Source organism: Nonomuraea sp. NPDC049269, assembly GCF_043197155.1.
GTDB lineage: Bacteria > Actinomycetota > Actinomycetes > Streptosporangiales > Streptosporangiaceae > Nonomuraea.
Map to the genome: position 1 here is coordinate 973,038 of NZ_JBICSO010000002.1, position 23,646 is coordinate 996,683.

Annotated in this window: 27 protein-coding genes; 13 read left to right on the forward strand and 14 right to left on the reverse strand. The window is 66.3% G+C overall.

Going from position 1 to position 23,646, the window contains the following annotated elements; genetic code table 11:
* Positions 1-163 precede the first annotated feature (163 nt).
* Positions 164-1,009 (forward strand): helix-turn-helix domain-containing protein, encoded by an 846-nt coding sequence (locus ACGFNP_RS14475; protein WP_393318480.1) that lies wholly within the window; start codon positions 164-166, stop codon positions 1,007-1,009.
* On the opposite strand, the gene ACGFNP_RS14480 is transcribed toward ACGFNP_RS14475, so the two are convergent.
* A complete protein-coding gene (locus tag ACGFNP_RS14480; RefSeq protein ID WP_358337268.1) occupies positions 1,006-1,788 on the reverse strand; it encodes an alpha/beta hydrolase in 783 nt (260 codons plus the stop codon). The genes ACGFNP_RS14475 and ACGFNP_RS14480 overlap by 4 nt on opposite strands.
* Before the next feature lie 13 nt (positions 1,789-1,801).
* On the reverse strand, positions 1,802-2,365 hold the full coding sequence (locus ACGFNP_RS14485) for a permease (RefSeq protein WP_393318483.1): 564 nt from the start codon (positions 2,363-2,365) through the stop codon (positions 1,802-1,804).
* A gap of 214 nt (positions 2,366-2,579) precedes the next feature.
* On the opposite strand from ACGFNP_RS14485, the gene ACGFNP_RS14490 reads away from it, so the two are divergent.
* Entirely contained in the window at positions 2,580-5,282 is a 2,703-nt protein-coding gene (locus tag ACGFNP_RS14490) for a LuxR C-terminal-related transcriptional regulator (RefSeq protein WP_393318486.1), read from the forward strand.
* A gap of 595 nt (positions 5,283-5,877) precedes the next feature.
* On the opposite strand, the gene ACGFNP_RS14495 is transcribed toward ACGFNP_RS14490, so the two are convergent.
* On the reverse strand, positions 5,878-6,243 hold the full coding sequence (locus ACGFNP_RS14495; protein ID WP_393318489.1) for an Inorganic pyrophosphatase: 366 nt from the start codon (positions 6,241-6,243) through the stop codon (positions 5,878-5,880).
* A gap of 207 nt (positions 6,244-6,450) precedes the next feature.
* Between ACGFNP_RS14495 and ACGFNP_RS14500 the strand changes: the two genes are divergently transcribed.
* Positions 6,451-6,822, forward strand: coding sequence for a hypothetical protein (locus ACGFNP_RS14500; protein WP_393318492.1), 372 nt, complete (start codon positions 6,451-6,453; stop codon positions 6,820-6,822).
* A 126-nt stretch (positions 6,823-6,948) separates the two neighbouring features.
* Here the strand turns inward: ACGFNP_RS14500 and ACGFNP_RS14505 are convergent, their stop codons facing one another.
* On the reverse strand, positions 6,949-7,170 hold the full coding sequence (locus tag ACGFNP_RS14505; protein ID WP_358337254.1) for a helix-turn-helix transcriptional regulator: 222 nt from the start codon (positions 7,168-7,170) through the stop codon (positions 6,949-6,951).
* Positions 7,170-7,661 (reverse strand): DUF2975 domain-containing protein, encoded by a 492-nt coding sequence (locus ACGFNP_RS14510; protein ID WP_358337251.1) that lies wholly within the window; start codon positions 7,659-7,661, stop codon positions 7,170-7,172. The genes ACGFNP_RS14505 and ACGFNP_RS14510 overlap by 1 nt, the downstream gene beginning before the upstream one ends.
* Before the next feature lie 776 nt (positions 7,662-8,437).
* Between ACGFNP_RS14510 and ACGFNP_RS14515 the strand changes: the two genes are divergently transcribed.
* Positions 8,438-9,253: a class I SAM-dependent methyltransferase gene (locus tag ACGFNP_RS14515; RefSeq protein ID WP_393318495.1), complete on the forward strand. Its 816-nt coding sequence runs from the start codon at positions 8,438-8,440 to the stop codon at positions 9,251-9,253.
* A 355-nt stretch (positions 9,254-9,608) separates the two neighbouring features.
* Positions 9,609-10,133, forward strand: a complete 525-nt coding sequence (locus ACGFNP_RS14520) for a GNAT family N-acetyltransferase (protein ID WP_393318498.1) — start codon at positions 9,609-9,611, stop codon at positions 10,131-10,133.
* A 166-nt stretch (positions 10,134-10,299) separates the two neighbouring features.
* Here ACGFNP_RS14520 and ACGFNP_RS14525 read toward each other — a convergent pair whose 3' ends face one another.
* Positions 10,300-10,758 carry a MarR family winged helix-turn-helix transcriptional regulator gene (locus ACGFNP_RS14525; RefSeq protein ID WP_393318501.1) on the reverse strand — a complete coding sequence of 153 codons (459 nt, stop codon included), beginning with the start codon at positions 10,756-10,758 and terminating at the stop codon, positions 10,300-10,302.
* 63 nt (positions 10,759-10,821) lie between these two features.
* Between ACGFNP_RS14525 and ACGFNP_RS14530 the strand changes: the two genes are divergently transcribed.
* Positions 10,822-11,190, forward strand: a complete 369-nt coding sequence (locus ACGFNP_RS14530) for a VOC family protein (RefSeq protein ID WP_030510433.1) — start codon at positions 10,822-10,824, stop codon at positions 11,188-11,190.
* Positions 11,191-11,730: 540 nt separating this feature from the next.
* Complete coding sequence (locus ACGFNP_RS14535; protein ID WP_358337238.1) at positions 11,731-12,027, forward strand: hypothetical protein; 297 nt, start codon at positions 11,731-11,733, stop codon at positions 12,025-12,027.
* Between the two features lie 118 nt (positions 12,028-12,145).
* Here the strand turns inward: ACGFNP_RS14535 and ACGFNP_RS14540 are convergent, their stop codons facing one another.
* Positions 12,146-12,625: a hypothetical protein gene (locus tag ACGFNP_RS14540; RefSeq protein WP_393318506.1), complete on the reverse strand. Its 480-nt coding sequence runs from the start codon at positions 12,623-12,625 to the stop codon at positions 12,146-12,148.
* Between the two features lie 401 nt (positions 12,626-13,026).
* Here ACGFNP_RS14540 and ACGFNP_RS14545 point away from each other — a divergent pair, with 401 nt between their 5' ends.
* Positions 13,027-13,395 carry an Mth938-like domain-containing protein gene (locus ACGFNP_RS14545; RefSeq protein ID WP_393318509.1) on the forward strand — a complete coding sequence of 123 codons (369 nt, stop codon included), beginning with the start codon at positions 13,027-13,029 and terminating at the stop codon, positions 13,393-13,395.
* A 20-nt stretch (positions 13,396-13,415) separates the two neighbouring features.
* Positions 13,416-13,619 carry a hypothetical protein gene (locus ACGFNP_RS14550; protein WP_393318512.1) on the forward strand — a complete coding sequence of 68 codons (204 nt, stop codon included), beginning with the start codon at positions 13,416-13,418 and terminating at the stop codon, positions 13,617-13,619.
* Positions 13,620-13,713: 94 nt separating this feature from the next.
* Here ACGFNP_RS14550 and ACGFNP_RS14555 read toward each other — a convergent pair whose 3' ends face one another.
* Positions 13,714-14,079 (reverse strand): hypothetical protein, encoded by a 366-nt coding sequence (locus ACGFNP_RS14555; protein ID WP_393318515.1) that lies wholly within the window; start codon positions 14,077-14,079, stop codon positions 13,714-13,716.
* Between the two features lie 1,259 nt (positions 14,080-15,338).
* Here ACGFNP_RS14555 and ACGFNP_RS14560 point away from each other — a divergent pair.
* Both ACGFNP_RS14560 and ACGFNP_RS14565 read left to right on the forward strand, forming a co-directional pair.
* The gene (locus ACGFNP_RS14560; protein WP_393318518.1) at positions 15,339-15,806 is read left to right on the forward strand and encodes a 2'-5' RNA ligase family protein; all 468 of its coding nucleotides are present in this window, start codon (positions 15,339-15,341) and stop codon (positions 15,804-15,806) included.
* 307 nt (positions 15,807-16,113) lie between these two features.
* Complete coding sequence (locus ACGFNP_RS14565; RefSeq protein ID WP_393319675.1) at positions 16,114-17,010, forward strand: aminoglycoside phosphotransferase family protein; 897 nt, start codon at positions 16,114-16,116, stop codon at positions 17,008-17,010.
* A gap of 50 nt (positions 17,011-17,060) precedes the next feature.
* On the opposite strand, the gene ACGFNP_RS14570 is transcribed toward ACGFNP_RS14565, so the two are convergent.
* The 3 genes from ACGFNP_RS14570 to ACGFNP_RS14580 form a co-directional block, all read right to left on the reverse strand.
* The gene (locus tag ACGFNP_RS14570; protein WP_393318521.1) at positions 17,061-17,474 is read right to left on the reverse strand and encodes a bleomycin resistance protein; all 414 of its coding nucleotides are present in this window, start codon (positions 17,472-17,474) and stop codon (positions 17,061-17,063) included.
* 72 nt (positions 17,475-17,546) lie between these two features.
* On the reverse strand, positions 17,547-18,008 hold the full coding sequence (locus tag ACGFNP_RS14575) for an NUDIX domain-containing protein (protein WP_393318524.1): 462 nt from the start codon (positions 18,006-18,008) through the stop codon (positions 17,547-17,549).
* A 113-nt stretch (positions 18,009-18,121) separates the two neighbouring features.
* Positions 18,122-19,039, reverse strand: a complete 918-nt coding sequence (locus tag ACGFNP_RS14580) for an alpha/beta fold hydrolase (protein WP_393318527.1) — start codon at positions 19,037-19,039, stop codon at positions 18,122-18,124.
* Between the two features lie 223 nt (positions 19,040-19,262).
* On the opposite strand from ACGFNP_RS14580, the gene ACGFNP_RS14585 reads away from it, so the two are divergent.
* On the forward strand, positions 19,263-19,808 hold the full coding sequence (locus ACGFNP_RS14585) for an RNA polymerase sigma factor (protein ID WP_393318530.1): 546 nt from the start codon (positions 19,263-19,265) through the stop codon (positions 19,806-19,808).
* On the forward strand, positions 19,805-20,278 hold the full coding sequence (locus tag ACGFNP_RS14590) for a hypothetical protein (protein WP_393318533.1): 474 nt from the start codon (positions 19,805-19,807) through the stop codon (positions 20,276-20,278). The genes ACGFNP_RS14585 and ACGFNP_RS14590 overlap by 4 nt, the downstream gene beginning before the upstream one ends.
* Positions 20,279-20,609: 331 nt before the next feature.
* Here ACGFNP_RS14590 and ACGFNP_RS14595 read toward each other — a convergent pair whose 3' ends face one another.
* The 3 genes from ACGFNP_RS14595 to ACGFNP_RS14605 all read right to left on the reverse strand — a co-directional run bounded on the left by ACGFNP_RS14595 (position 20,610) and on the right by ACGFNP_RS14605 (position 23,547).
* Positions 20,610-21,719 carry an NAD(P)/FAD-dependent oxidoreductase gene (locus tag ACGFNP_RS14595; RefSeq protein ID WP_393318536.1) on the reverse strand — a complete coding sequence of 370 codons (1,110 nt, stop codon included), beginning with the start codon at positions 21,717-21,719 and terminating at the stop codon, positions 20,610-20,612.
* Positions 21,720-22,255: 536 nt separating this feature from the next.
* Positions 22,256-22,735, reverse strand: a complete 480-nt coding sequence (locus tag ACGFNP_RS14600; RefSeq protein WP_393318539.1) for a hypothetical protein — start codon at positions 22,733-22,735, stop codon at positions 22,256-22,258.
* Positions 22,736-23,073: 338 nt separating this feature from the next.
* Positions 23,074-23,547 carry a carboxymuconolactone decarboxylase family protein gene (locus ACGFNP_RS14605; RefSeq protein ID WP_393318542.1) on the reverse strand — a complete coding sequence of 158 codons (474 nt, stop codon included), beginning with the start codon at positions 23,545-23,547 and terminating at the stop codon, positions 23,074-23,076.
* Positions 23,548-23,646 lie beyond the last annotated feature (99 nt).

Here is a 23,646-nt window from a genome sequence, read left to right on the forward strand (position 1 = left end):
GCTCCCTGTGAGATCGAGTGGCCAGGCACCGTTAGGGGCGTCTGGCGCTGCGCACACCACTGTTGTCTCCCGGCGGCTGACGACCCAGTGCCCGCCGGTGCCTAGGCACGGCATGACCAGGCTCGCAACGGCAGCATGGGGCCCGGGTAGGGATACTGGTCACATGGAATCGGGCAGACGCGCAGAATTGGGTGAATTCCTGCGATCGCGCCGGGCCCGGTTGCGGCCCGAAGAGCTTGGCCTACCAGAATTCGGCGGCCGCAGACGTGTCCCGGGGTTGCGCAGGGAGGAGCTCGCCCTGCTGGCCGGGGTCAGCGTCGACCACTATGTCCGGCTGGAGCAGGGCCGCAGCCTGCACTTTTCCGCGGAAGTCCTGGACGCGGTCGCCCGCGCTCTGCGGCTGGACGCCGCCGAACGCGACCATCTGCACCGCTTGGCCCGACCGGACCCTGCCACCGCACCCGGCGCCGCCGACCGCCGGCCTCCGCGCTCAGGCATCTACCGCCTGCTGTCATCGATCCACGACGTGCCCGCCTACCTGGTCGACCGCAACACCACCGTGCTGGCCTGGAACCCGTTGGCCGCCGCGCTGATCACCGACTTCGGGGCGCTGCCACCCGAGCGGCGCAACCTGGCCCGGCTGAACTTCTTGGACGAGGGCGTGCGCCGGCTCTACGCCGATTGGCCGGCACGGGCCCGCGATCTGGTCGGCTTCCTGCGGCTGGACGCCGGTCACCGACCCGCCGACCCGTCCACTGCGGCCCTGATCGAAGAGCTGTCCGCCGCCAGCGCGGAGTTCCGTCAGCTGTGGGCGGAGCACCAGGTGAAGGACAAGCGACACGGGCGCTACCTGTACCGGCATCCTCTGGTCGGCGAGCTCGAGCTGGCCTACGAGACCCTGCGCCTGCCGGACGACCCCGGACTGGCCCTGGTGGTACACGCCGCCGACGAAGGGTCGGCCTCCCACACCGCGCTCCAGCTCCTGGCCACCTGGACCGGCCGACGTTAGAAGACGTTCTTCAGGAAGGGCAGCAGGGCCTCTGCTGTCCGCTCGGGGAACTCCGACATCGGGTAGTGGCCGGCGTCGTCGATCACCACGGCCTGCCCGCGCAGCAGCGACGCCTGCGTCCGCGCCTCCGCCGCCGGGTCGGGGAAGTCGGGATCCTTGGCTCCCATGAGGACCAGCGACGGGCAGCGGACCTGCGCGATGACCTGTTCGGCTTCCGGAGCGCGGTTGAGCAGCATGCGCCGCATCGCCTCGCGCCGCTGCGGGTCGCGCAGCATGGCCACCAGTTTGGCGCGGTGTTCGGCCAGGTCGGCGGGCTTGGCGGTCGGATGGGCCGTGGTGTAGTACACGCTCCACAGCCGCGGGGACGAGGCGATCAGCCTGATGAGCGCACGGACGGCGAGGTTGAGCGGGATGGCCCGGATGAATCCGTCGATGGGCACGATCCCGGCGACCCGCTCGGGGGCGTCGGCAGCCGCGCGGATGATGCCACCTCCGGCGTAGGAGTTGCCGAGCAGGACGACGGCGGGCGCGTCCAGGTGCTCCAGGAGGGCCACGATGTCGGCCCCTACCGCGGACTGGGAGTAGTCGTCCCAGCCCGCCGACGACTCCCCGTGGCCTCGCAGGTCCATCGCCACCACCCGGTATCCCGCTGCCACCAGCACCGGGCGCAGCGACCGGTAGGCGTCCCGGGTGTCGCCCAGACCGGGTACGCACACGAGGAGTGGCCCTTCGCCGGCGGAGTCGTAGGCCAGGCGGCCCCCTGGCACGTCGATGAACAATTCGATGCCCTTCCTAGCTGAGGATGTCAACGGCCAGGCCCAGGACGAGTAGCAGGGCCATGACACCGCCGGAGACGATCGCGCGCCAGGTGATCGAGGTGCGTTGCCGTACTGAACGGAAGTAGAAGAAGGCGCCGGTCACCAGGAGAACGCCCTCGATGACGGCCGTGGCCCACGGGGTCTGCCACAGGCCGAGGCCAAGCAGCGGCAGGTCGCCGGCGTTGCCGGGCAGCAGGGGCAGGTCGGCGCGGTGGACGAGCAGGTCGAGCACCCAATGGCTGAAGACCATCAGGCCGAGCACAGTCCCGGCCCGGCGGCCCCACCGCCATGTGCCGAAGCCGCCGTACAGGGCCGCCAGCAGCAACGATCCCAGCAGGGAGTGGGTGTACTGCGCGTTGATCAGCGCCTCGCCGTACGTTCCCGGGGCGACGGCCTGGAAGGACTCGATTCCGCCCGCCAGGTAAAGGACGACGAAGACGACGTCGAGGAACTGCGTGGCGAGCATGAGCGACCACAGCGGGACGCGCGGCTGGGCTGCCTTGACCGACGCGGCCAGGCCGAAGTGTCCGATGAACATTCAGTGTCCTTCCTTGCTGCCGGGATTGGGGGTGCGAGTGGCCCAGTGATCGAGCCAGCCGCACAGGACGACGAACAGCAGCAGAAAGATCAATAAGGACATGCGTTTCTCCTTACGTCACCGTTGGGGAACAGGTACGACGGTACGGAGGGAGGGCGTACGTCCGGCATCGGACGATTGACTGGTAATCCCGCGATGACGGTAGATTCCGATGGTGTTGCTGGGGCGAAAGCGGGAACAGGCGCAGATCGAGGCTCTGATCGCGGAGGCCAAGGATGGCCGGAGCGCGAGCCTGGTCATCCGGGGCGAGCCCGGGATCGGCAAGTCCGCGCTCCTCGGCCACGCCGATCAACTGGCGGAGGGACTGCAGCGGCTGCACGGTACCGGCATCGAGACCGAGGCCGAGCTGCCCTTCGCGGCACTCCACCTGTTGCTGCGCCCGGCCCTCGACCGCATCGGCGCTCTGCCTGCACCGCAGGCCAGGGCGCTGGAGGGCGCGTTCGGCCTCGCCACCGCCCCTCAGGACCGGTTCCTCATCGGCCTGGCCGCCCTGACACTGCTCACCGAACTGGCCGAGGACGGCCCGCTGCTCGTGCTGGTCGACGACGCCCAATGGATGGACAGATCCTCGGCCGAGGCACTGCTGTTTACGGCCAGACGGCTTCACTCGGAGGGGATCGCCCTGCTGTTCGCGGCCAGGGACACCTTCCACGCGCCCGGGGTGCCCGAGTTGCGGCTCAACGGTCTCGACCGCCAGGCCGCCTCCGACCTGCTGCGCGAGCACACGCCCGGTCTCGGTCCGGCCGTACGGGAAAGGATCCTCGCCACCAGCGGCGGGAACCCCCTCGCGCTGATCGAGCTGCCCCGGGTGCCCGACGCGCTGCCCGACACCCAGGAGCCGCTGCCGCTGCCGCGCCGCATCCAGGAGGCCTACGAGGCACGGATCGCCGTACTACCACCGGACACCCAGACGATGTTGCTGGTCGCGGCCCTCGACGACGCCGGCGATCTCGACGTCGTCGTCCGCGCAGCGGGGACGCTGGGAGTAGGCGCCGCCGCCCTCGGCCCAGCCGAGCGCGCCGGGTTCCTGTCCACCGCGGGCGGTCGCCTGTCCTTCGGCCACCCGCTGATGCGTACGGCGGCGGCACGGCGGGCGGCCTACGACGAACGCGTGACCGTGCACCACGCACTGGCCGGGGCACTCAACGACGACCAGGACGCCGACCGCCGCGCCTGGCACCTGGCGGCCGCCGTGACCGGCCGCGACGAGCCCATCGCCGCCGCGCTCGAACAGGCGGCCGGCCGTGCCCGCGAACGCGCGGGCCACGCCGCGGCCGCCGCCGCACTGGAGCGCGCCGCCCGGCTCACCCCCACGTTGACCGAACGTGCCCGACGGCTGGCCCTGGCCGCAGAGGCCGCCGCCGAGGCCGGAGCCCTGGAACACGCTCAAGTCCTGGCCGACCAGGCGCGGCGACTCGGTGACTGCCCGCTCACCCTCGCCAGGCTGGCAGGACTGCGCGGCCGGATCGCCTTCGACCGGGGCAATGTGCACGACGCGCACCGGATCCTCCTCGACGGCGCCGCCTCCATCGCCGACGTGGACCGGAAGGAGGCGGCGCTCATCCTGCTCGACGCGGTCCGCAACGCCTGGTACCTCAGTGATCCCGCGGCCGTCACCGAGGCCGCGGCGCGGCTCGCCGAGCTGCCGCTGACGCCGGAGGACGGGATGGACGGGTTCGTCCGGGCGGCCCGCGCGATGGCCGACTTCCTGGCCGGCGACCTGGACCGGGCGCTCCCACCGTTCCGCGAGCTCATCGCCGTGGCCCTGGCGATCCCCACCGGCATGACGGCCCTCAGGATCAGCGTCTGCTCACTCGCCGGAATCTCGGGCGACTTCGACAACGGGCTCGCCATCGCCCACTCGGTGATCGAGGAAGGCCGGGCCGACGGCATGGTCGGGCTGCTGTCGCTGGGCCAGGTGGTGCTGGCGATCCACCAGATGTACCTCGGCCGGTTCCGCGACGCCCTCGCGACCGCCACCGAGGGGCGCCAGCTCGCCACCGACATCGGCCAGACGCACCGCATCGCGCACTTCGAGAGCGCCATGGCCATGGTTGCCGCCGTCCAGGGCCGCGAACAGGACTGCCGTGAGCTGGCCGAACGTACGATCGCGCACCACGAAGCCCACCCGGTGGCGACGATCGTCGGCTGGGCCGAGTGGGCGCTCGGCCTGCTGGACCTCGGCCAGGGCCGCTTCGAGGCCGCGCTCGAACGCTTCGAGGCCGCCGCCCTGGGACCGCTCCGGCACCAGATCATGCCCATCTACTTCGCGCCCGACCAGATCGAGGCCGCCGTACGGCTCGGCCTGCCCGACCGCGCCGCGGAACCGCTCACCCGCTTCGAGTCCTGGGCCACGGCCGCCCGCCACCCGTGGGCCGACGCCGTACTGCACCGCTGCCGTGCCCTCCTCGCCCACGACGAGGAGGAGGCGCAACAGCATTGGGAACAGGCCGCACGCTCACACGCCGAGGCGAATCGGCCCTACGAGCGGGCCCGTACCGACCTGCTGCACGGCGAGTGGCTGCGCCGCGCCCGCAGGAGAAACGAATCTCGCACCCGGCTGCGCGCCGCCCTGGAGACCTTCGACCGCGTCGACGCCGCTCCCTGGGCCGAGCGCGCCCGCGCCGAGCTGCGCGCGGCCGGGGAGACAGTCGCGCCGAGCGCCCCCGACCTGATCGCTCTGCTCTCTCCCCAGGAACTCCAGGTGGTACGGCTTGCCGCCACGGGAGCAACTAACAGGAAGATCGCCGCCCAGCTGTTTCTCAGCCCCAGGACCGTCAGCCACCATTTGTACCGCGCCTTCCCCAAGCTCGGCGTCACCACCCGCACCGAACTCGCCCGCCTCGACCTGGTCTGAGCCTGCCCTTCAGCTGCGCCACAAGCACAGAAGGTGTAGGTGACTTGCTCGACGCGGCGCTTTGCCGAGATGAAGGTCTGGCCCTTCGGCGACTTGAAGACGAACTCCTCGGGATACTTGCCGGCGATGTTCGGCAGGATCGCGTCCATGACCATCGGGGACAGGGCGATGGTCCGCCTTGACTGCTTGGTCTTGGGCGGGCCTGGCTTGAAGGTGTTGTCCGCCTGGTGCTTCCGCGCTCGCCGCACGCGCAAGGTCGGCACCGGCTTGGCGAACGGCTCGATGTCACGCACCTGAAGAGCGGCGAGCTCGGCGTAACGCATGCCTGTCCCCGACGAACACCGTGAGCATGTCGCGGACGTCAGGCTTGGCACAAGCAGGCGACGGCGTACACGGTCAGCATTGCAGCTGAGTTCCTGACGTCGAGGAGTGTGCGCTCCTCCTTGGTCGGATTGCGCGCGGTGATGTGATCGAGCGCAGTGCCGGCCGCGCCCCCAGCGTAGTGAGACACCGCCGCAGGCGTCGTCATCGCACGCGAAGCCGGAGCCACCGCGCCGACCACCGTCACGCCGCCGCCAGAGCCGCGCGGCCCTGCTCATCTCGGCCGGTGGATCATCACAGCCGCTTGAGGCTGAGGAACGTAGAAACCCTCCACCAGCGCGATCTCATCCGACGAGCAGCACCACAAGAACTTCACCTCTGCGTTCCGCTTGAGCAGATCCACCGTGCAGGCCACCGCCGACACGGTCCGCACCGGAGACGAGCCGACCCACACATCGATGCCCTCACCGTCCCCGCCTTGAGTCCCCGACAAGAAGGCATAATCCAGCGGGTAGACGAAGCTCGACACCTTTGGATGCGGCGTGCCCGCAGGACGATCAATCACAATCTCGGCGTCACCCACGAGGGAATCCGCTTGCTCCCACAAGGAAAGCCGCGCCCATGCTTCAAAGTCCGGCATGGGCAGACCATAGCCTCCGGCAGGGGCGCTCCGGCTCCGGGATGATCGCCGCGCGGACCGGGAAACCGTAGAGGGCTGACGTAGAAGCCTGATCATCCCGCCCGCCATCGACCCGGGACAAGCTGAGCGGGCCAGGGCCATGGCAGACGGGATGATCAGTCGGGCGGAGGCTTGCGCAGGTGCGCATATCCCAGAAACCCTACGGACATGCTCACCGTACGGCAGCTCCTTAACTACCTCGAAGGTCTACCCGACGACGCTCCGGTAGTGATCGACGTCCGCCCTGGCGATGAGTACGTGCTGGTCGAAGACATCACCACTACCGACGAAGGCCAGGCAGGAAGCCGTACACCCACGGGCGTGGAGTTGGCGACGCGTAGAATCCAGCGAGACGCGATCCAACGAGAGCTTGGTGAACTGCGCGCGGCACTCTGCTACACCTTGGGCAAGTTCCATAGGGAACCAGGCCCGCAAGGATTGACGATCATCTCGGTGCTGTCCGACCAGGAGATCTTCAACGAGATCCACAGGCTCCGCACGATTGCCGAGTCCGTCGAGAAGCAGAGCTCAGGGCCCTGATCGCCGTGCGATTAGCGTGCCATTAGCCAGGGTGACGAGGGGTCAACCACGGTCACCCATGACCGCCCTCAGTCGCAGATCAACGCCTCTACAAGCCAAGATCGTTTTCCCGCGCTCTGGGGTACGTCATTCGCCCTCGGGGTCCTCGGCCTCCCAGCGCAGCAGGTCGCCCGGCTGGCACATAAGTACCTCGCAGAGCGCGGCGAGCGTCGTGAAGCGCACCGCCTTAGCGCGGCCATTCTTGAGTACCGCCAGGTTGGCGGGCGTGATTCCTACGCGGTCCGCGAGGTCGCCCACGGACATCTTCCGCCTGGCCAGCATCACGTCGATGTCGACGACGATCGGCATCAGATCACGTCGTCCAACTCGGCCTGCATGTGCGCCGCTTCGACGTCGCGCGCCACGGCCTGGGCGAGCAGCATCCGCAGCACGAGCACGATGAGCGCGACCCCCAGGATGGCCAGGCCAATCCCGCCCATGATGACGGTGACGCCTGGGTCTTCCCGCTGGCCCGGCGCATTGAGGGCCGTGACCGCGAACCACAGGAGGGCAGCCGCCACGATCGCGCCGATCACGGCGTCCACGTACCGGAAGGCGGCGTGGGAGAACACGGTTCCGCGTCGCACCATCGTCACCAGCCGCCATACGCTGACCAGGGCGACCTGGACCGTCACCATGCCCAGGATCGTGATCACGCGCAGCGAGGTCAGCGGGAGCGACCCGTCCTCCGGGTCGCTCCCGCTGATCAACACCCACACCATCAATGCCTGTACGCACACGGTGCCGCCGAGCACCACCACGAGCACGGCGCGAAGCGCACGCACTGCCAGCTTTCCCATGACCCATCCTTCCATCGAGTTACGATGAGAATCTATTGAATCTCGATAGGTGAGGCAAGGGCTGGGGAGGAGGGTTGCAGCAGGGGGCGTCGCCATGCGGCCGCTGGGCCGCATCGGACAACGCGTCGACTCATCGGCAGGCCACCGCTGGCGGGTTTCGCTTGTATACGATCACATTATGTTCGCCCCCCGAAGAACACGGATTTTTCTGGCGACACTCGCGGCCTCGACCGGTGGCGCTTTCCTCGGTGTCCTTGGCGAAAAGGTCTTCATCCAGGGCATGCCCCTTTCAGATGCTTCCAGCGCTGCTCTGAACTCCTGGGTGATATTCCCTGGGTTCTTTCTCGGGTTGATAGGCGCCCGTCGCAGCCTGCAGCGGGCAGCGAAGGAAACGCCTAGGCAGGAAGCAGTCTCCGGCGGGGGGTACTCGGCTCCGGGATGATCAGGCGGGAGGGGTACGCGCGATGCGCTTGAACCGCAGCTCGTGGGGGTGATCGTCGGGTCAGATGCATGCCAGAACAGGCGGCAAGTCAAGGTCAATAAGAGTCGCTCACGGTCACTCGGCCATGCCTGACTAGGGCCCCGTTTTCCCAGCTCAGAGCGGATTCGATTCCCGCCACCCGCTCGACCATGATCTGCGCGAACCGTTCCCGGAAGCCCGCGATAGCGCCCTCGTTCACTCGCCTTACCGAAGCTCCCTTCCTCCTGACGGCCTCACCAGCTTAAGATGATGAAAAATTTCATGAAATTCGTGAAATGAAGGTGGCGTCGCTGCCGTGAAGGACACTGAACTCGTCGGAGTGCAGAAGACCCTCAGCCCCGTTCTCAGGGCCAAAGCGCTGGACAACCGACTGCCGGCCCCGATTCTCGGCGATGAATACGCCGAACAGGCGATGCGCCGCCTCGACCCCGACTACGACAACCGTAGATTCGGCACCAGCCAGCTGGGCCTCGCCGCCGTGGTGCGCGCCAAGGCCCACGATGACTGGGCCCGAAGCTTCCTCGCCGACCACCCCAACGCGGTGGTGTTGCATCTGGGCTGTGGCCTCGACGCCCGGGTGTACCGGATCGACCCGCCCGCCACCGTTGACTGGTACGACCTGGACTATCCGTCCGTCATCGAACTGCGGCGACAATTCCTTCCGCCGCGCGAGCACTACACCCTGATCGACTCCAGCGTCACCGACCTGACCTGGCTGGAACGCATCCCCCGCGGCCGGCCGGCACTGATGATCGCCGAGGGACTGGTGCCCTATCTGACCGAGACCGCCGTCCGGCAACTGCTGACCAGCGTCGTCGACGCCTTCCCCACAGGCCAAATACAGTTCGACACGGTGCCGGTCTGGGCGTGGCGAACCTCTAAATGGGACCCTATGCTGCGCAAATACGATGCCCAGTTCCACTGCGGCTTCAACAACCCGGCCGCGCTGGCCGATTGGCACCCGCGGCTCGAATACGTCGACGAGGCGCCGATGAACGACTCGCCAGTGCTGATGGCCAAGGCACCCGCGAACGTACGCCGCATGTACCGCCTCATGAACCTGCTGCCGGGCATGAAACGGTCCACCCGCATCGTGCGGTTCCGGTTCTAACGCGCCGACGGGCTCTGTTACGTCTGGGCAAAGCTGGGCTCGCGATGCCCCCACTGTTCTGGAGCCAAGACCTGGGCATCGGAGGGTTGGCCGGCATGAGCTGGCCCCCCGGCCCCAGCCGTGTGTCGTGTAGGGACGGCAAGGCGTAGCGGCACTTCACGAGATTGAGGGTGGCCGGGCGGCCGACCGGCGTCTATCCAGATTCGGGCGTTCGCTGACATCGCGCTATGAAATGAAGGCGGTCATGGCGTGATCCTTCGAGGGCTCAGTCCAAGATCGAAGGAGAACACGGCGGTCAAGGCCATGGCCCAGTCGGGCCGCGGCTCTCGTCCTGCGTGCGCTCATACTTCAGATCATGGAACTGACCACACCTCGGCTGCTGCTGCGTGAATTCCGCACGAGTGACCACGCAGCCGTTCACGCGTTCGCCAGCGATCCCGAGGTGACCCGCTATGCCGACTGGGGGCCCAACAGCTTGCATGACACCACCACCTTCCTCACTGAGGTGGCACGGGATGCCCGCGACCTTCACCGATGCCGGATCGCGCTTGCCGTCGTCGACCGCGAGCATGACATGCTCATCGGATCAATAGAACTGCGGATCACCAGCGCCTCCCACCAGCGCGGAGAGATGGGCTACGTCGTACACCCCCAATGGTGGGGAAGGGGATATGCGAGTGAAGCCGCCCGCGCCCTCCTTCGCTGGGGTCACCACGAGCTTGGCCTGCACAAGATTTCAGCCACCTGCGATCCCGACAACGCCGCCTCGGCTCGAGTCCTCGCCAAGATTGGTATGCGACGCGAAGGTCATCTACGAGAACACCTGTATGTCCGAGGGCAATGGCGAGACCGTCTGCTCTATGCGGCATTGGCCCGATAGCCAGCAAAGTCAAAGCGGGGGCCAGTTATGGCACAACACTGGATACGGGGCTCATCGCAGAAGAGGGTGTAGTCGGGGTCCGCCGGTTTTCGAGGTCGTCCGCACGGATTTTCACGCTCGGCTGCGCTCCTATCCGGGCGCGACGAGACGTGCGCCGGGGAACGAGCTATGCACCGTCATTGCCTTCGTGCAGGGAATGGATCATGCTCCGCAGGATCCGGAACGCGTCTGACTGCTCGGTCTCGGTCATGCCGGCCAGCATTCTGACCTCGACGGACCGGACCGCTACGGTCGCCTTCTCGAGGCTCCGTCGGCCGCGAGGCGTGAGCCGCGTGGGAAGAGCCTTCCCGACGGGTGCCTCCGCGGGCCTGGTCACGTAGCCGTCTCGTTCCAGGGCCTGGAGCAGCACGTTCATCGTCTGCCGGGTCACGAACGCGCCCCGCGCGAGCTCGGAGTTCGACAAGCCCGGTCGTTGAGCCAGCAGTTCGAGGCAGGAGTAGTGCGTCACGCTCATCCCGAGCGGCCGCAGCACCTCCTCCATGGCTGCACGGAGGGCGCTCGACGCCTCTTTCAGCAGGTAGCCCAGTGACGTCTCCAGGTCGACGCCGATACCGTTTTGACTCATGTCAGTATTCTGACATAGATTCGCCTGTGTCAGAAAACTGACACGAAGTGAAGGAGTATCATCATGCCCGCCACCGGCCCCGACTTCATCTCGCTCCAAGCGCGCGACCTCGACGCTTCGCAGGCGTTCTACGAGCAGTACCTCGGCCTCGTCCGCTCGCAGGCCGGGCCTCCGCACGCCGTCGTCTTCGAGACGAAGCCGATCGCGTTCGCACTCCGCGACATCGTTCCCGGCACCGATCTCGCATCCGCGGCTCAGCCCGGCATCGGTGCCGCGATCTGGCTCCACGCCACAGACGTCCAAGCCATTCACGATGCTCTGGTCGCCGACGGTCACACCATCGTCTCCGCACCGATCGACGGCCCCTTCGGTCGGACATTCACCTTCGCCGACCCCGACGGCTACCAGATCACTCTCCACGATCGCGCCTGACAGGCCAAACGCCACCAGACGATTACCGGCCCCCAAAGACCGCGATCGCGCCCGAGGCTCGAGAATCCAGGCGACGTTTGTTTACCCAGGTTGATCACCTTTCCGGCTCTTCGCACTTGGGGTGGACGGAGTGTGACGTCGAGGCCGGGCGGTCATGGTTCAGCACGTCGAGGGCCGAATAGAGGTCGAGGTCTCCCAAGGATGGAGGTTCCTACGCCGCCTATCCGGAAGACCTCGACGTGCCCGACGCTACCGTCGGCGTGGGCTTCGCCTGCGCTGATCTGACCACCTTCTGCCGACTCGACGAACTCGGACTAAGTACCTGCAACTGGGGCGTAGGCGGCTGAGGTGGAAGCCTGATCACCCCGTTCGCCATCGATCCCGGACAAGGCGAGCAGATCAGGACCACGGGTATCACGTCGTTCGTCCGGTTCTGGTACCTGTGGCCCTGGCCCGCTTCCCTTTCGGGCGGGTCGACGGCAGACGGGATGAACAGGCGAGGCGGAGTGTGCGCGGTGCGCAACCGTGGACACTGCTGGCATGAGCAACCGCCCCGATCCCACCAGATCCGTAACCATCCAGGTCCCTGTATACGTTCCGGACTATGGAGTCGCCTGGGCGTGGCCCATGGATCATCCGCTGAGCGTCCGAGTGCATCCCGGCGAGGTCGTGATCGAGGGAGACAAGATCGCGCTTCGTACTCTTGCCGAACTTCTGCTGACGCTTTCTGAGCCCGATACACCCTCTAGCTTTCACTTCCATCTAGAGGCATCCAAAGGAGATCTAACACCAGAGTCCGTGAACCTCGTGTTCGATCATGATGAGTGGGACGAGTGACGGCCGGGCCATTGATGGGCCATTAACCAGGTTCGATTCCCGTCACCCGCTCCACACATGGAAGCCCAGATCACCGGGTCGATTCTGGGGTTGAAGTTGCAATTCTGTCGAGCCTTGATCACGGCGTCTCTGTCATGTCGCTCTTGTGGCGAGCGGCAGTGGCTGCCATCAGAAGTCGCTCGGTGACGCCATCCGCACGGGTCCGCCGGCCCAGCCATCGCGCGATGTTGGACTTTTGCACGGCCCAGGCTACGATCTGGCGTCCATCAGTCAAGGTGAAGCAGAGGCCGTGATAGCCGCCCGAGACCATGCTGATCTCTGCGAGAGAGACTCGATAGGTCTTATAAGGGTTGCGAACGACCACGCTGTCCTCGGTCAAGGTGATGTTCGGTCGCACACCCAGGAGCCAACAGCGCACCCCCGCTGCTCCAATAAGAGGACACACCCCGATCAGACTAAGAACGCCTATAAACGCATCGCCGCTCACGGCCATCTGCACTCCGATCGCTGCAAACGCGACCATCAGTCCTGCGAAAACCACAGTGCCCAGCACGCCAGCAATACGTCCGGCATATCCAACTCGCCACACCTGCCGCATTGTCCAGCCACCTCACAGAGACTCAGGAGCCAGATAACCAACTCGTGAACGAATGGCGCTCGCAGAGCGTTCCTGCCTCTGGCGCCGCTTCGGCGTGGTGACTTTCGCAAATCCGACGTAGATCACGTGCCAGATCCGAGCCAGAACGAGCGGCCAACCACGGTCACATAAGATCAGTCGACTACTCCTGACCAGTGCTCTCGTTTGTGCAGGTAACACGGCCATTCAGGACCGGCTCTCATCACGCCGTGTCGATGCGGTTCCCAAGCTGACAGTGCGGGTGAGTCGCATCGGTAACGCTGGGTAGCCGTGGGCCTCGACGGCCCTGCTGGGTGGGACGGCGGCGGCGGGGCGATCAGGCGGGGTTACGTGAGTGACATGGCGGCAGTTACTGTCGCCTCATGGAGTCTCGATCGCCGTTGATCACGCATGTTTCATGGGGCCGGATGGTGGTCGAAGGCTTGGGTGAAAGCAAGGACTTCAAGCTTTACCCCGGCGGCGGGAGACCCTGGGACTGGCGCGAAACTGGCACAAGACACAAGCCCGGCATCCAACCCGCGGACGTACAGGAGCTACTCGACAGAGGCAGTCAAGTGATCGTTCTCTCCCGGGGGATGCGCTTGGTCTTGGAGACCTGCCCCGAAACGCTGGATCTCTTGAAAGCTCACGGCGTCGAGGTGTACGTCGAGGAGACAACCGTGGCCGTTCACCGCTACAACACGCTGGCTGAATCCCTTCCTGTCGGAGGCCTGTTCCACTCCACTTGCTGATGGCGTGAGAGCATCCGCGGGTGAGCGGTCCATGGGATGCCATCGATGGTCATGTCTTCGCAGAGCGCATCATCCAAGCCTTAATGATCATTCGAGATCAGTTCGGCGACACGGTTCCCGAAGCCATAGACCGGTTCAGCGAACGCTATGAGTATCTCCGGGAGACACGTCCAGACGACTTCGCCAAGCCCCGCGAGGAGTACGGGCGAGGCTTTTACTCCTGAGGTAGACAGTTTCATCCCGTCCCACGACGTTTATCGGAGACCGCACGGTACCCCTCACCTGCGTTGAATCGTGTGGACAGCTCAAGATCGAGCTTTAATCCGTATGCGGCTCATTGGCGTCAGGCGGAAGCGCACCACATGCACTTTCGATCTCTCCTGTCGCGATCATGTCTCGTACAGCAGCGATCATAGAGGCGAGGCCTGGGTCGCGAATGATGATCTGATCGGAACACCAGAAGTACCGGCCGTTGAGACATTCGCCCGTGTCTCGCCAGCGATCCATGACCTTGCTGACGACCGCTGGCGTCATGAACGTTGCGTAGCGACGAGTACCGTCAGGAAGTGTGATGGTCGCGTCAGCCTCATCCGCCGTCTCGAGAGCGTGGTCCTCCCAACGTGGGATCTGCATCTCGAATTCGGGCTCACTGATGCGGTAGAAGGCACCATCGATCTCGATCACGGGCCTACCCTGTCGGGCTTCTCGTTGTGTCGCAACGACGTCGCATCAGTGCCATCTCTTCCACGCAGGTCATGCGCTGATCGCCAGTTGGGTGGGGCGACGGTGACGGGATGATCTCAGACGTCGGTGGACTGGTGCGGGAGATATCGCTGCCCCATAACCTTGTCCAGACCTGATCACCGAAGGGTTCGATGTGCGCATATTCGTCGTGGCCATCGTCGCGATCCCGCTCTTGGGGGGTTGCGCAGTATCGATCCGTGACCAGCATGGTTCGGGATCCGAACCGATGCCTCGCGGCCTGATTGACCCACCCGCAGTCACTCGTACTCTCACGGATCTTGTGCGAGGAGCCAAAGGAAAGGTGCTCCTTCATCACGTCGATCGGAAGGGGCAGAACACTGTCTGGAGCACGGAGCTCAATATGGGAACGTCGTTTCGCCTATCCATCGACTGCGTAGAAGCGAGTGGGGTGATGACCGTCCTCATTGATCAGTCTCGGTTGCCGCACCAATGCTCTATCGGTCCCAACGACATTCGGATCAGTACAGTCCCCGACGAGCTGGCCCTCCGGAGCATCAAGGTGGAAGTGCCCAAGGGGGCCAAGTGGGCCATTCTCATTTCGAAACCACCTCAGAGCTGAGAGGAACCTGTGCGAGAGGTCGTCAGTCGACGGGCCTGGTAGCGACGACGTCGGCCATGATCGCGTGCCAGATGCGGTTCAGAACGGACGGGGAACCGCGCTCTCTCGCGGGAACTCGCGACCACTCAACCCCCGCCGACCTGGATCCCCGTTTTCCCAGATCAGAGCGTCAAGATCAGCAGTCGGTTCCCAAACTGAGAGTGCCGGCTCAATTCTCGTCACCTGCTCTTTTGAAGCCCCAGGTCATACAGGCTGGGGATTGTTTGTCGTCCATCTTTGCTCTGGGAGTAGGCCTGCCACCCCGCGGCGCTCGCGGCTGCGGGCCTTCACGGTCGCGGAGTCCACTTGATCGACCATACGTCAGCCAGGAGGGCCGTCGGCGGATCGACACCGGAAGTGCTCGTAGACCGCCTTCCAGCCTTGCCAAGTGAACGGCCCCGCCTCCCCTCTTCGTAGCGGATGCGGTGCGCGCTTACCGCTTCCGAGGCGGCGGGGGCAGGAGCGTGGCAGTGAGCGTGTCGGCCAGCCATTCCTCGTACGTGTCTGCGGACCAGCCCCGTCCTGTTGTGAGCTGGGTGTACAACTGTGGGCCGGTCAGGGCCCAGACGGCGTCCGCCAGGTGGGCCGGATCCGCCTCCGGACCCCGGCCTGGGTTAGCAGTGCGAACAGCACGGCGATCCGTTCATGGATTCCGCGCGTACGCGGCGTAAAGCCGGAGCTTGGCGCCCAACTCTCTGGTCCGCAGGATCTCTCGCACCTGGGGGCGGTCCGCCATGGGAACCGGTTCGACGAGTGCCGGCGTTTCCCCGACGTGGTCTACCTCGCGCCGACACCTGACCAGCCGTTTCGCGCCCTGACCGAGGCCGTCGTGGCACGGTGGCCCGAAGCGCCGCCCTACGTTGGGCAGTTCGCGGACGTCATCCCGCACCTGACTGTCGCCCACGACCGGCAGGCGCACGTGTTCGACGAGGTGGAAGCCGCGTTGACCGCACGACTGCCCATCACTGCCAATGTGGCCTCGGTCAGCCTCTTCGTCAGCGACGGCAACCGCTGGCACCCACGCGCCGAGTTCCCACTACTCGGGTGATCTCCCACTCGCCATCGACCCGGGACAAGCCGAACTCCTTCGGGCGGGTCGACGGTCAGCCGGGCGGGGTGCGACGTCGCGCGGGAAATCATTCAGGCGGTGGCCAAGCAGGGGATCACACGCATCTTTCTCAGCGTCGAGCGCGCCAACTACACCGCCAAGCAGCTCGCCGACACCATGATCTACGAAGCTTCATAGTTTCTCTGCCGGAACGAAGCGCCTCCGGCAGGGGCACTCGGGGCCGCCTTACAGGGCCGAAAACACGTTGCAGGAGAAGACCGAGACACGGAACGCTTCCGGCGTGAAGATGCACGACAACCAGCTGTCAGTGTCACCGGAGACAGTGCGCACATTGGTGGATGAGCAGTTCCCTGAGTGGCGGAGCCTTCCCATCACAGGCGTCGCTTCGCATGGGACGGTCAACGCCATCTTTCGCATCGGCGACCGCTTCGCAGCTCGGTTCCCTCTACAGGCCGGGCACGTCGACCCAACGCGGCGCTGGCTGGAGTCCGAAGCGGAAGCAGCCCGCGAGCTGGCCGGTCGTACGCGGTTCAACACGCCCGAGCCGGTCACGCTCGGTGAACCCGGCGCGGGATACCCACTTCCATGGTCGGTGCAGACTTGGCTGCCCGGCGTCGTGGCCACCGATGAGGACCCGGGCGAATCAGTCGCGTTCGCCCATGACCTGGCCGATCTCATCAATGACCTGCGCGCGATCGACACGCGTGGCCGCGTGTTCGCCGGCAAAGGCCGGGGAGGCGACCTTCAATCCCACGACGCATGGATGGAGACCTGTTTCAAGCACAGCGAACAACTCCTGGACGTTCCGCGTCTTCGCGAGCTGTGGAAAAACCTTCGAAGCCTGCCGCGCAAAGCCGCCGACGTGATGACCCACAGTGATCTCATCCCCGGCAACGTGCTTGTGTCCGCTGGTCGGCTGGCCGGGGTTCTCGACGTCGGTGGCTTCGGACCGGCCGACCCTGCTCTGGATCTCGTGAGTGCCTGGCATCTGCTCGAGGCTGGGCCGCGGCAGGTGCTCCGTCTGGACCTCGAGTGCGACGACCTTGAATGGGAGCGAGGCAAAGCGTGGGCGTTCGTACAGGCGATGGGGCTCGTCTGGTACTACCTCGAAACCAACCCGGTCATGAGCCGGATGGGACAATGCACCCTGGAACGCATCCAGGCCGACAAATCGCCGGTCTGAGCTTGGAGATCCCGGTTGGCGCGCGCCCGTGTTAAAGCCGCGGCATGACGTTATCGAGGGCGGGTCCCCAGGTTCTGAGAGATGCGCAGCAGGTAGCCGTCCGGGTCCTGCACCGCGAACTGGCGCACGCCCACGGCGTCGACGGTGCGCGCGTACCAGCGATCTTCCAACGGCAGCCACATCTCGTAGCCGGCGGCAAGCAGCGTGGTGTGAATCTGGTCTACGTCATCCACTTCGACGGTGAGGTTGATCCCACGCCCGTAGGGGTGGTCCAGTTCGGCGCGCGGGTAGAGACGGTCCCGGCTCCGCGGCTGCTCCAGCATCAGGTCCGCTCCACCACCACGTTCCAGGTAAGCGAATCGCTCCTGGGGGCGCTCGTAGCGAATCGTGAAGCCCAGCAGGTGGTAGAAGGCCAGGCTGGCCTGGATATCGGAGCAGATCAGCTCAGGAACAATCAGCGACACTTCATCACTCTGGCAGTTCCCCGAACACTCCAGCAAATCTCATCGGCCCAGTGCTCGGGGGGAAGGAGGAAGTCAACCCATCAGCAGGCTGGTGAGCGGAGACCGTACATCGGCCGGGTAGAGGTTCACCTGCTCGAACTCGCCTGCAGTTACCCATCGGAGCTCGAAGCTGTTGTCCGGCCCGTGTGCCGCAGCTTCGTCACCTGACGGCACAGGGACACCGCTCACCCCAACGACCAGGAAATAGAAGGCGGGGCGTCCGTTATGCGTGCTCGTCCACAGCAACCGATCGATCTCTCCCGTCAGGGTGGTCTCTTCGTGCAGTTCACGGAGCGCCGCGATCTCTGCTGATTCACCAGCCTCGACATGCCCGCCGGGGAGGACGGCGTAGTCATGTCCGGGACATTGAGGACCTTGCCGCTCGGCTGCCTCACACATGACGCAGCCCACTCTGCGGCTACGCCGAAGGAACCGCTTGATGATCAAGACTCGGTCGCCATCGACGACAACAGCAGCGGCCCGGGGGATCGGCATGATCTCGATCATAAGTCGGGTTCGGTTAGCGAATGGGGTCGGCGTCCTCGAACTCATGGCGATCATCAGGGAGCATGTGCGTCCGGAGAGCGGAGGCGCCGCCGGCCCGGTGCTCACGCCGAGCCGGCCGACCTGCCGACCCGGGCCTGGAGCGCGCGCAACGAATCGGCCACCACCTCCGGGTACTCCTCGTGCAGGAGGTGACCCGCCGACGGGACCACCCGGACCGTGAGGTCGTCGGCGTACCGCTCGCCGCCCGGCAGGAGGTCCGGCGGTATCACCGGGTCCAGTGCGCCGCCCAGGATCACCGTGGGCACGGCCAGCCGGAGGCGGCGGTGCGTGCCGAGGAGTAGCGCCGGAATGTCGCGCAGCACGTACTGCCAGAACATCGACTGTCCCGCGTGCGCCGACACGGCGGTCGCGGCGGCGAACTCGTCGAGGTCGGCGGTACGCCACGCCGACGGATCCGCGACGCCGTACCTCAGCAGGAACCGTGCGAACCCCGGCCGGCGCCGCAGTATCCACCGGCCCAGTACCGGATACTCGACCACTGCGGTGAACCACATCCGCCACAGGTTCCGCAGCACGGACAGGTGCCGTGGCCACGGATGGACCATGTTCAGCGCCAGGTACGCGGCGACTCGCTCGGGGGCGCGCAAGCACAGCCGGAAGCCGACCTGTGCGCCCCAGTCGTGCGCGACCAGGACAACCCGGTCGAGGCCGAGCTCGTCCAGCAGGGCCAGCATGTCACGGCCCAGCCCTTCGATGTCGTAACCGCGCCTGGTCTGCTGCGACCAGCCGAAGCCCCGCAGGTCCACGCAGATCAGCCGGTGGCCGGGGAGCAGCGGTACGAGTTTGCGCCACGCGAACCAGTGCTGCGGGAAGCCGTGGAGCAAGAGCACGGGGTCGCCGCCGCCGGACTCGTCCCCGAACTCGGCGACATGCAGCCGTACGCCGCGAACCTCCACCCACCGGTGCCGGACGGCCGCCTGGGCCATCTGGGGCATCGGCCGCTCATTTCGCAGTTCCATGACGGCACCTCTCTTCTCGGGCAGGCTTTGCACCCATCGAGAGGCGGGCCGGCGCGCGGAGGTTCCCCGGGCGGTCGGGTCGCGGATGTGTTCCATGTCACCGGAACCTTCCGCGCCCTCGCCCCCTCCTCCAGCCGGACACTCATAACGCCGTCGTGGAGGTCGCGTTGAACCTGGACCCTGGAAGACCCGTTCCATGCCCACCCAGGCTGTAATGGTGCGTATGCCCACCCCCGAGGGAAGTCGCGGGTCCGGGCTGGTGCGTGGCGTGGACCCGGCGCGTACCCGCGCGCTCGTGCGGGCCGCGCAGCGCGATGACGCGCTGGCCATGCAGGAGTTGCTAGCGCTCCTCAGCCCGTACGTGGGGCGGCTCGCGGGCCCGATCGCCCTCGAAGACGGCCCCGACGCCACCCAGGAGGCACTCATCGTCATCTTCACCAGCCTGAAGCAGCTCAGGGAACCGGACGCGCTGTTCGGTTGGGCACGGGCCATCACGGTTCGCGAAGCCGTACGGATCGCGCGCAAGGCCGGTCGGGCACGGCCCGCCGAGCTCAAGGACGTGCCCGCGCCCGGCGACCCGCAACTGTCCGCCGACGTCCGTGACGTGTTGGACCGGCTCTCGCCTGAGCACCGTGCCGTGCTTACCCTGCGCGAGCTGGAGGGCCTCGACGAGCGGGCCGTCGGCGAACTGCTCGCCGTGCCGCCGGGCACCGTCAAGTCCAGACTGTTCCGCGCCCGGCGCAGCTTCAGGAAGGAGTGGGATCGATGACCTGGCCCATCGCCGAGATCGACGACGTCGCGAGACTGCGCGTCCTCGCCGCCGCCCAGCCCAGCGCCGTGTTCGCGGACGGGTTCGTCGACGCCCCCTTCGAAACCGTGTGGGCGGTAGCCGCCGACTTGGAGCGGGAACTGCCCGTCCTGTTGCCCGACGTACGCTCTCTGCGTGTGACGGCGGCCGACGGGGAGCGGCTGCGCGCCCTCGCGCGCGGGTACGGCGGGCTGCGCGCGCAGTTCGACATTGTGCTGAGGCCGGGCTGGTGCGTGATGCAGAGCAGGTTCCTGCTGGGCGGCATGGCCGCCGTCCGGGTGGGGGACCGGACCAGATTCGCCTTCCTCGGTGGCTTCCGGTTTCCCGGTGTACGGCTGCTGCGCCCGGCCCTGACCCCGGTCGGCCGCGCCTACGCTCCGATGGTCCTCCGCAGGCTGCGCGACCGCCTAGGGAGCTCAGACAGTTTCTAGTGGGGGTGCGGCCCCCACGCCCCGCTCAACTGCATCGCCTTCGCTTACGGGGGCTGCTTCGCGCCGATCAAGCTCAGACTGTCGCTTTCCCTTCGGGCGGGACGACGACAAACGGGAGGATCAGACGGACGGCGTATGCGCGTGGCGCTCCCAGTCGACCTCGTCGTATTCGTCGATCCACACTTCGGCGCGGACCTCGCCCAGAAGCTTGATCACGGCGGCGTCCAACATGAAGCACAGAGCACCTTCTCCTGGTCCGAGCAGGTCACGCGTAAGGTGCAGTTCGGTCTTTGCTCCCTGACTGACCAGTGAGGCGAGCTTGCCCGGGCTGTCAAGGGAGGAACCGCTCCGGGCGGAAGTCCGCAAGCATCTCATCTCTCTTCCCGCTGAGGATCTCCGAAGCGAGCAGTCGGCCGATTACCGGCCCGAGTGTGATGCCGCTGTGGGTAACGGCCTCGTAGTAGCCCGGCACAGACGGCACCGCTCCCACCGAGGGGAATCCGTCGGCCGGGATGGGCCGGTTGGCTACCCGTGTCTCTACGATGCGGGAGTTGCCGAGCTCGGGAACGACGTGCCGCGCCGATTCGTGGAGCAGCCGTGCGAGTTCCGCTGGATCTTCGCCTGTGTCGATGAGTGCGTCGATCTCGCGGCTGTGGAGGACCATCGAGGCGTCTCCGTCAGGACGGAGCTCGATGTGAGGCGCGTGCATGGCCCGGTGAATCGGGACCTGGGCACAGCTGATCCGGGTGATGACGCCGGGTTCCCGGCGCATCGGCAAGTGCCGCGCGATGAGCTCGGCGACGTGGGAGGCGTTGGGGCCTGCTGCGTTCACGACGATGTCGACGTCGAGACGGCTCCCATCGGATAAGGCAACTGCCCGGATGCTCCCGTCGGCACCGGTGCCGATGTCACGGACCGCGGTGCCGGACCGGTGCTCGGCGCCGGATGCGACGGCCTGGCCGACCAGGCGGCCGACGAGATGACGTCCGTGCACCCAGGCTTCGTCGGCGTAGAACAAGACTGGAACCTCGCCGGGCATCGTGAGAGCAGGTTCGAGGCGGCGGCGCACCTCGGCACCCGTGTACACCTCGACCCGGTAGTCCCAGCTAGCCAGCAGTTCGGCTGTTTCCAGGAACTTCGCCTCCGCTGCGGGATCGTCTGTCCAGCGCAGGTGGCCGCTGGGATGCCACCATGAGTCTGGCCCGATGGTCCTGGCCAGCTCACGGTACGCTGCCATGCCTGCGACGTTCAGGTCGAAGTAGGACTTGCGCACAGTCTTGTTGCTGGCATTGACCCACGAGAAAGACCAGTTGGTGACGCCTTCGCCCGGCTGGCCCGCGTCGATGAAGACCACCTTGGCGCCGTGCCGGGTCAGGTTCCATCCCACGCTGGCTCCGAGGATGCCTGCTCCGATGACCGCAACACGTTCGGGCCGCTTCACGGACGCGATCCTCACGAACGGCCCCTTCCCAGATCACGGGCGAACTCCCGTTTCTAGTATGCAAACAGGTGGAACGGTGAGCACTATGAACGGGACAGGCAAAAGCTCCGTAATCGGGTGCGAAGCGGGCCCGGCTTCTTGGTGATGGCAGGCGATGGCACCGACATTCCCGGGGCGGTCGTCTTCCCGGATGGCGGTGCGTGGGCGGCGCGGGTAGGTGGCGAGACCGGCGGCGTTGGAGCTGGCCAGATGCGACGAGAGGGGCTGCACTCATGGGAGCAGCCGCCTGATGATCACGTGTTGGTGAAGACAACAGTGCGCGGAGGCGGTCAGGCAGCTGACCAAGGACAAGAAGGGCGAACGGCATGGGGAGGTCCGCCCCGCCGGCAAGGACTGCTTCGGGCTCGACCAGTGCCGGGCACGTGCGTACTCGCCCGGTCACGCCGCACGCTGGCGTGCTTGGCGACGCTGCCACCAGGCACGTCCCCGCTGGTTCCACCGCCGCACCCGCCTCAGCCGACCTGGCGGCTGCCGTACTAGATCTCCGTTCTCGCCTGCTCGATTTGCCGCACGATGGCATCGGCACCATGCGCCTGTGCGATGGCGTGCGCCTCGTCGAGTGTCGCGAGCGCGTCCGCCCGGCGGTCCTGGGCGGCGGCGATGTAGGCCAGCCCGACCATGTTGGCGGCGGTCTCGTTGTCACGTCGGATGACCTGATGTAAGCAGCCGATCCAGAACAACGCCTCGGCCTCGCCGCGCGCCTCGCCCAGCGCCCGGTACAGCTCGATCGCGCGCTCGAACAACGGCAGTTCAGCCGGGTCCTCGACGGGTGACGAGCCGGCGCCGGCGCGCTCGTTGAGGAACCGCGCATGCAGGATCCGCCCACGGGCCAACGCGGTATCGGCCTCCACCGCGTCCAGGTCCCGTTCGGCGTTGGTCAGCACGCTGGTGTCGCCGCTGAACACTGCCCGTTCATAGAGCGTCTTGGCCCGTTCGATCCGGTCTTCGGCGTTCATCGCCGCCCCCGCCCTGGCATCGCCACTATGTACTGGATCAGCAGCAGAGTACTCAGGCCCAGGATCGTCATGTGGACGGTCAGCGATGAGTGGGTTGGCCAAGCAGGTGGGCGGCCGCCACGTGATCATCTTCGACTTGTGGAGACAAACTTCAGAACCGCCGTCCTGCACTACCTCGTGCTGGTCATGCCGTACTGGTCAGCTGTGCGGCTGACCGTCCCGGAGATCAATCGGACCCGGGCGTACCAGAACAACGCCCCAGGCGCCGGTAAGCGGTGCCTGGGGCGTGTGTGGTGCTGCGTCAGGCGGCCCCACTTCCACCGGCCAGATACCGCTCGTTATCCGAACTGGCCGGGCTGGTAGTCGCCGGCGGGCTGCTGGATGATGACGTTCAGCCGGTTGAAGGCGTTGATGAGGGCGATGAGGGACACCAGGGCGGCGAGTTGGTCCTCGTCGTAGTGCTTGGCGGCGTTCGCCCAGACCTCGTCCGTGACGCCACCGGCCGCGTCGGCGATGCGGGTGCCCTGTTCCGTCAGCTCCAGGGCGGCGCGTTCGGCGTCGGTGAAGACCTTGGCCTCCCGCCAGGCCGCGACCAGGTTGAGGCGTACCGAGGTCTCCCCGGCGTGGGCGGCGTCCTTGGTGTGCATGTCGGTGCAGAAGCCGCAGCCGTTGATCTGACTGGCGCGGATCTTCACCAGTTCCTGCGTCGCGGCGGGCAGCGTCGAGTCCGAGAGGACCTTGTCCGCCGAGACGATGTGCTTCAGGACCTTGCCTGCGATCGGGTTGCCGAAGACGTTCAGACGTGCATCCATGGTTGATTCCTCTGCCGTTGCCGGTGGTTACACATGTCCGACGGAATCGCGTGGCGAGATGTGACACGAACGAATGTGATGTGCGTCTCCCTCGCACCG

Coding starts and splice junctions, on each gene's coding strand:
- ACGFNP_RS14535 (WP_358337238.1), top strand. CDS start 11,731: ATGAGCAACCGCCCCGATCCCACCAGATCCGTAACCATCCAGGTCCCT.
- ACGFNP_RS14520 (WP_393318498.1), top strand. CDS start 9,609: ATGGAACTGACCACACCTCGGCTGCTGCTGCGTGAATTCCGCACGAGT.
- ACGFNP_RS14545 (WP_393318509.1), top strand. CDS start 13,027: ATGGAGTCTCGATCGCCGTTGATCACGCATGTTTCATGGGGCCGGATG.
- ACGFNP_RS14575 (WP_393318524.1), bottom strand. CDS start 18,008: ATGCCGATCCCCCGGGCCGCTGCTGTTGTCGTCGATGGCGACCGAGTC.
- ACGFNP_RS14530 (WP_030510433.1), top strand. CDS start 10,822: ATGCCCGCCACCGGCCCCGACTTCATCTCGCTCCAAGCGCGCGACCTC.
- ACGFNP_RS14485 (WP_393318483.1), bottom strand. CDS start 2,365: ATGTTCATCGGACACTTCGGCCTGGCCGCGTCGGTCAAGGCAGCCCAG.
- ACGFNP_RS14500 (WP_393318492.1), top strand. CDS start 6,451: ATGCTCACCGTACGGCAGCTCCTTAACTACCTCGAAGGTCTACCCGAC.
- ACGFNP_RS14540 (WP_393318506.1), bottom strand. CDS start 12,625: ATGCGGCAGGTGTGGCGAGTTGGATATGCCGGACGTATTGCTGGCGTG.
- ACGFNP_RS14510 (WP_358337251.1), bottom strand. CDS start 7,661: ATGGGAAAGCTGGCAGTGCGTGCGCTTCGCGCCGTGCTCGTGGTGGTG.
- ACGFNP_RS14590 (WP_393318533.1), top strand. CDS start 19,805: ATGACCTGGCCCATCGCCGAGATCGACGACGTCGCGAGACTGCGCGTC.
- ACGFNP_RS14580 (WP_393318527.1), bottom strand. CDS start 19,039: ATGGAACTGCGAAATGAGCGGCCGATGCCCCAGATGGCCCAGGCGGCC.
- ACGFNP_RS14585 (WP_393318530.1), top strand. CDS start 19,263: ATGCCCACCCCCGAGGGAAGTCGCGGGTCCGGGCTGGTGCGTGGCGTG.
- ACGFNP_RS14605 (WP_393318542.1), bottom strand. CDS start 23,547: ATGGATGCACGTCTGAACGTCTTCGGCAACCCGATCGCAGGCAAGGTC.
- ACGFNP_RS14505 (WP_358337254.1), bottom strand. CDS start 7,170: ATGCCGATCGTCGTCGACATCGACGTGATGCTGGCCAGGCGGAAGATG.
- ACGFNP_RS14495 (WP_393318489.1), bottom strand. CDS start 6,243: ATGCCGGACTTTGAAGCATGGGCGCGGCTTTCCTTGTGGGAGCAAGCG.
- ACGFNP_RS14475 (WP_393318480.1), top strand. CDS start 164: ATGGAATCGGGCAGACGCGCAGAATTGGGTGAATTCCTGCGATCGCGC.
- ACGFNP_RS14600 (WP_393318539.1), bottom strand. CDS start 22,735: ATGAACGCCGAAGACCGGATCGAACGGGCCAAGACGCTCTATGAACGG.
- ACGFNP_RS14525 (WP_393318501.1), bottom strand. CDS start 10,758: ATGAGTCAAAACGGTATCGGCGTCGACCTGGAGACGTCACTGGGCTAC.
- ACGFNP_RS14565 (WP_393319675.1), top strand. CDS start 16,114: ATGCACGACAACCAGCTGTCAGTGTCACCGGAGACAGTGCGCACATTG.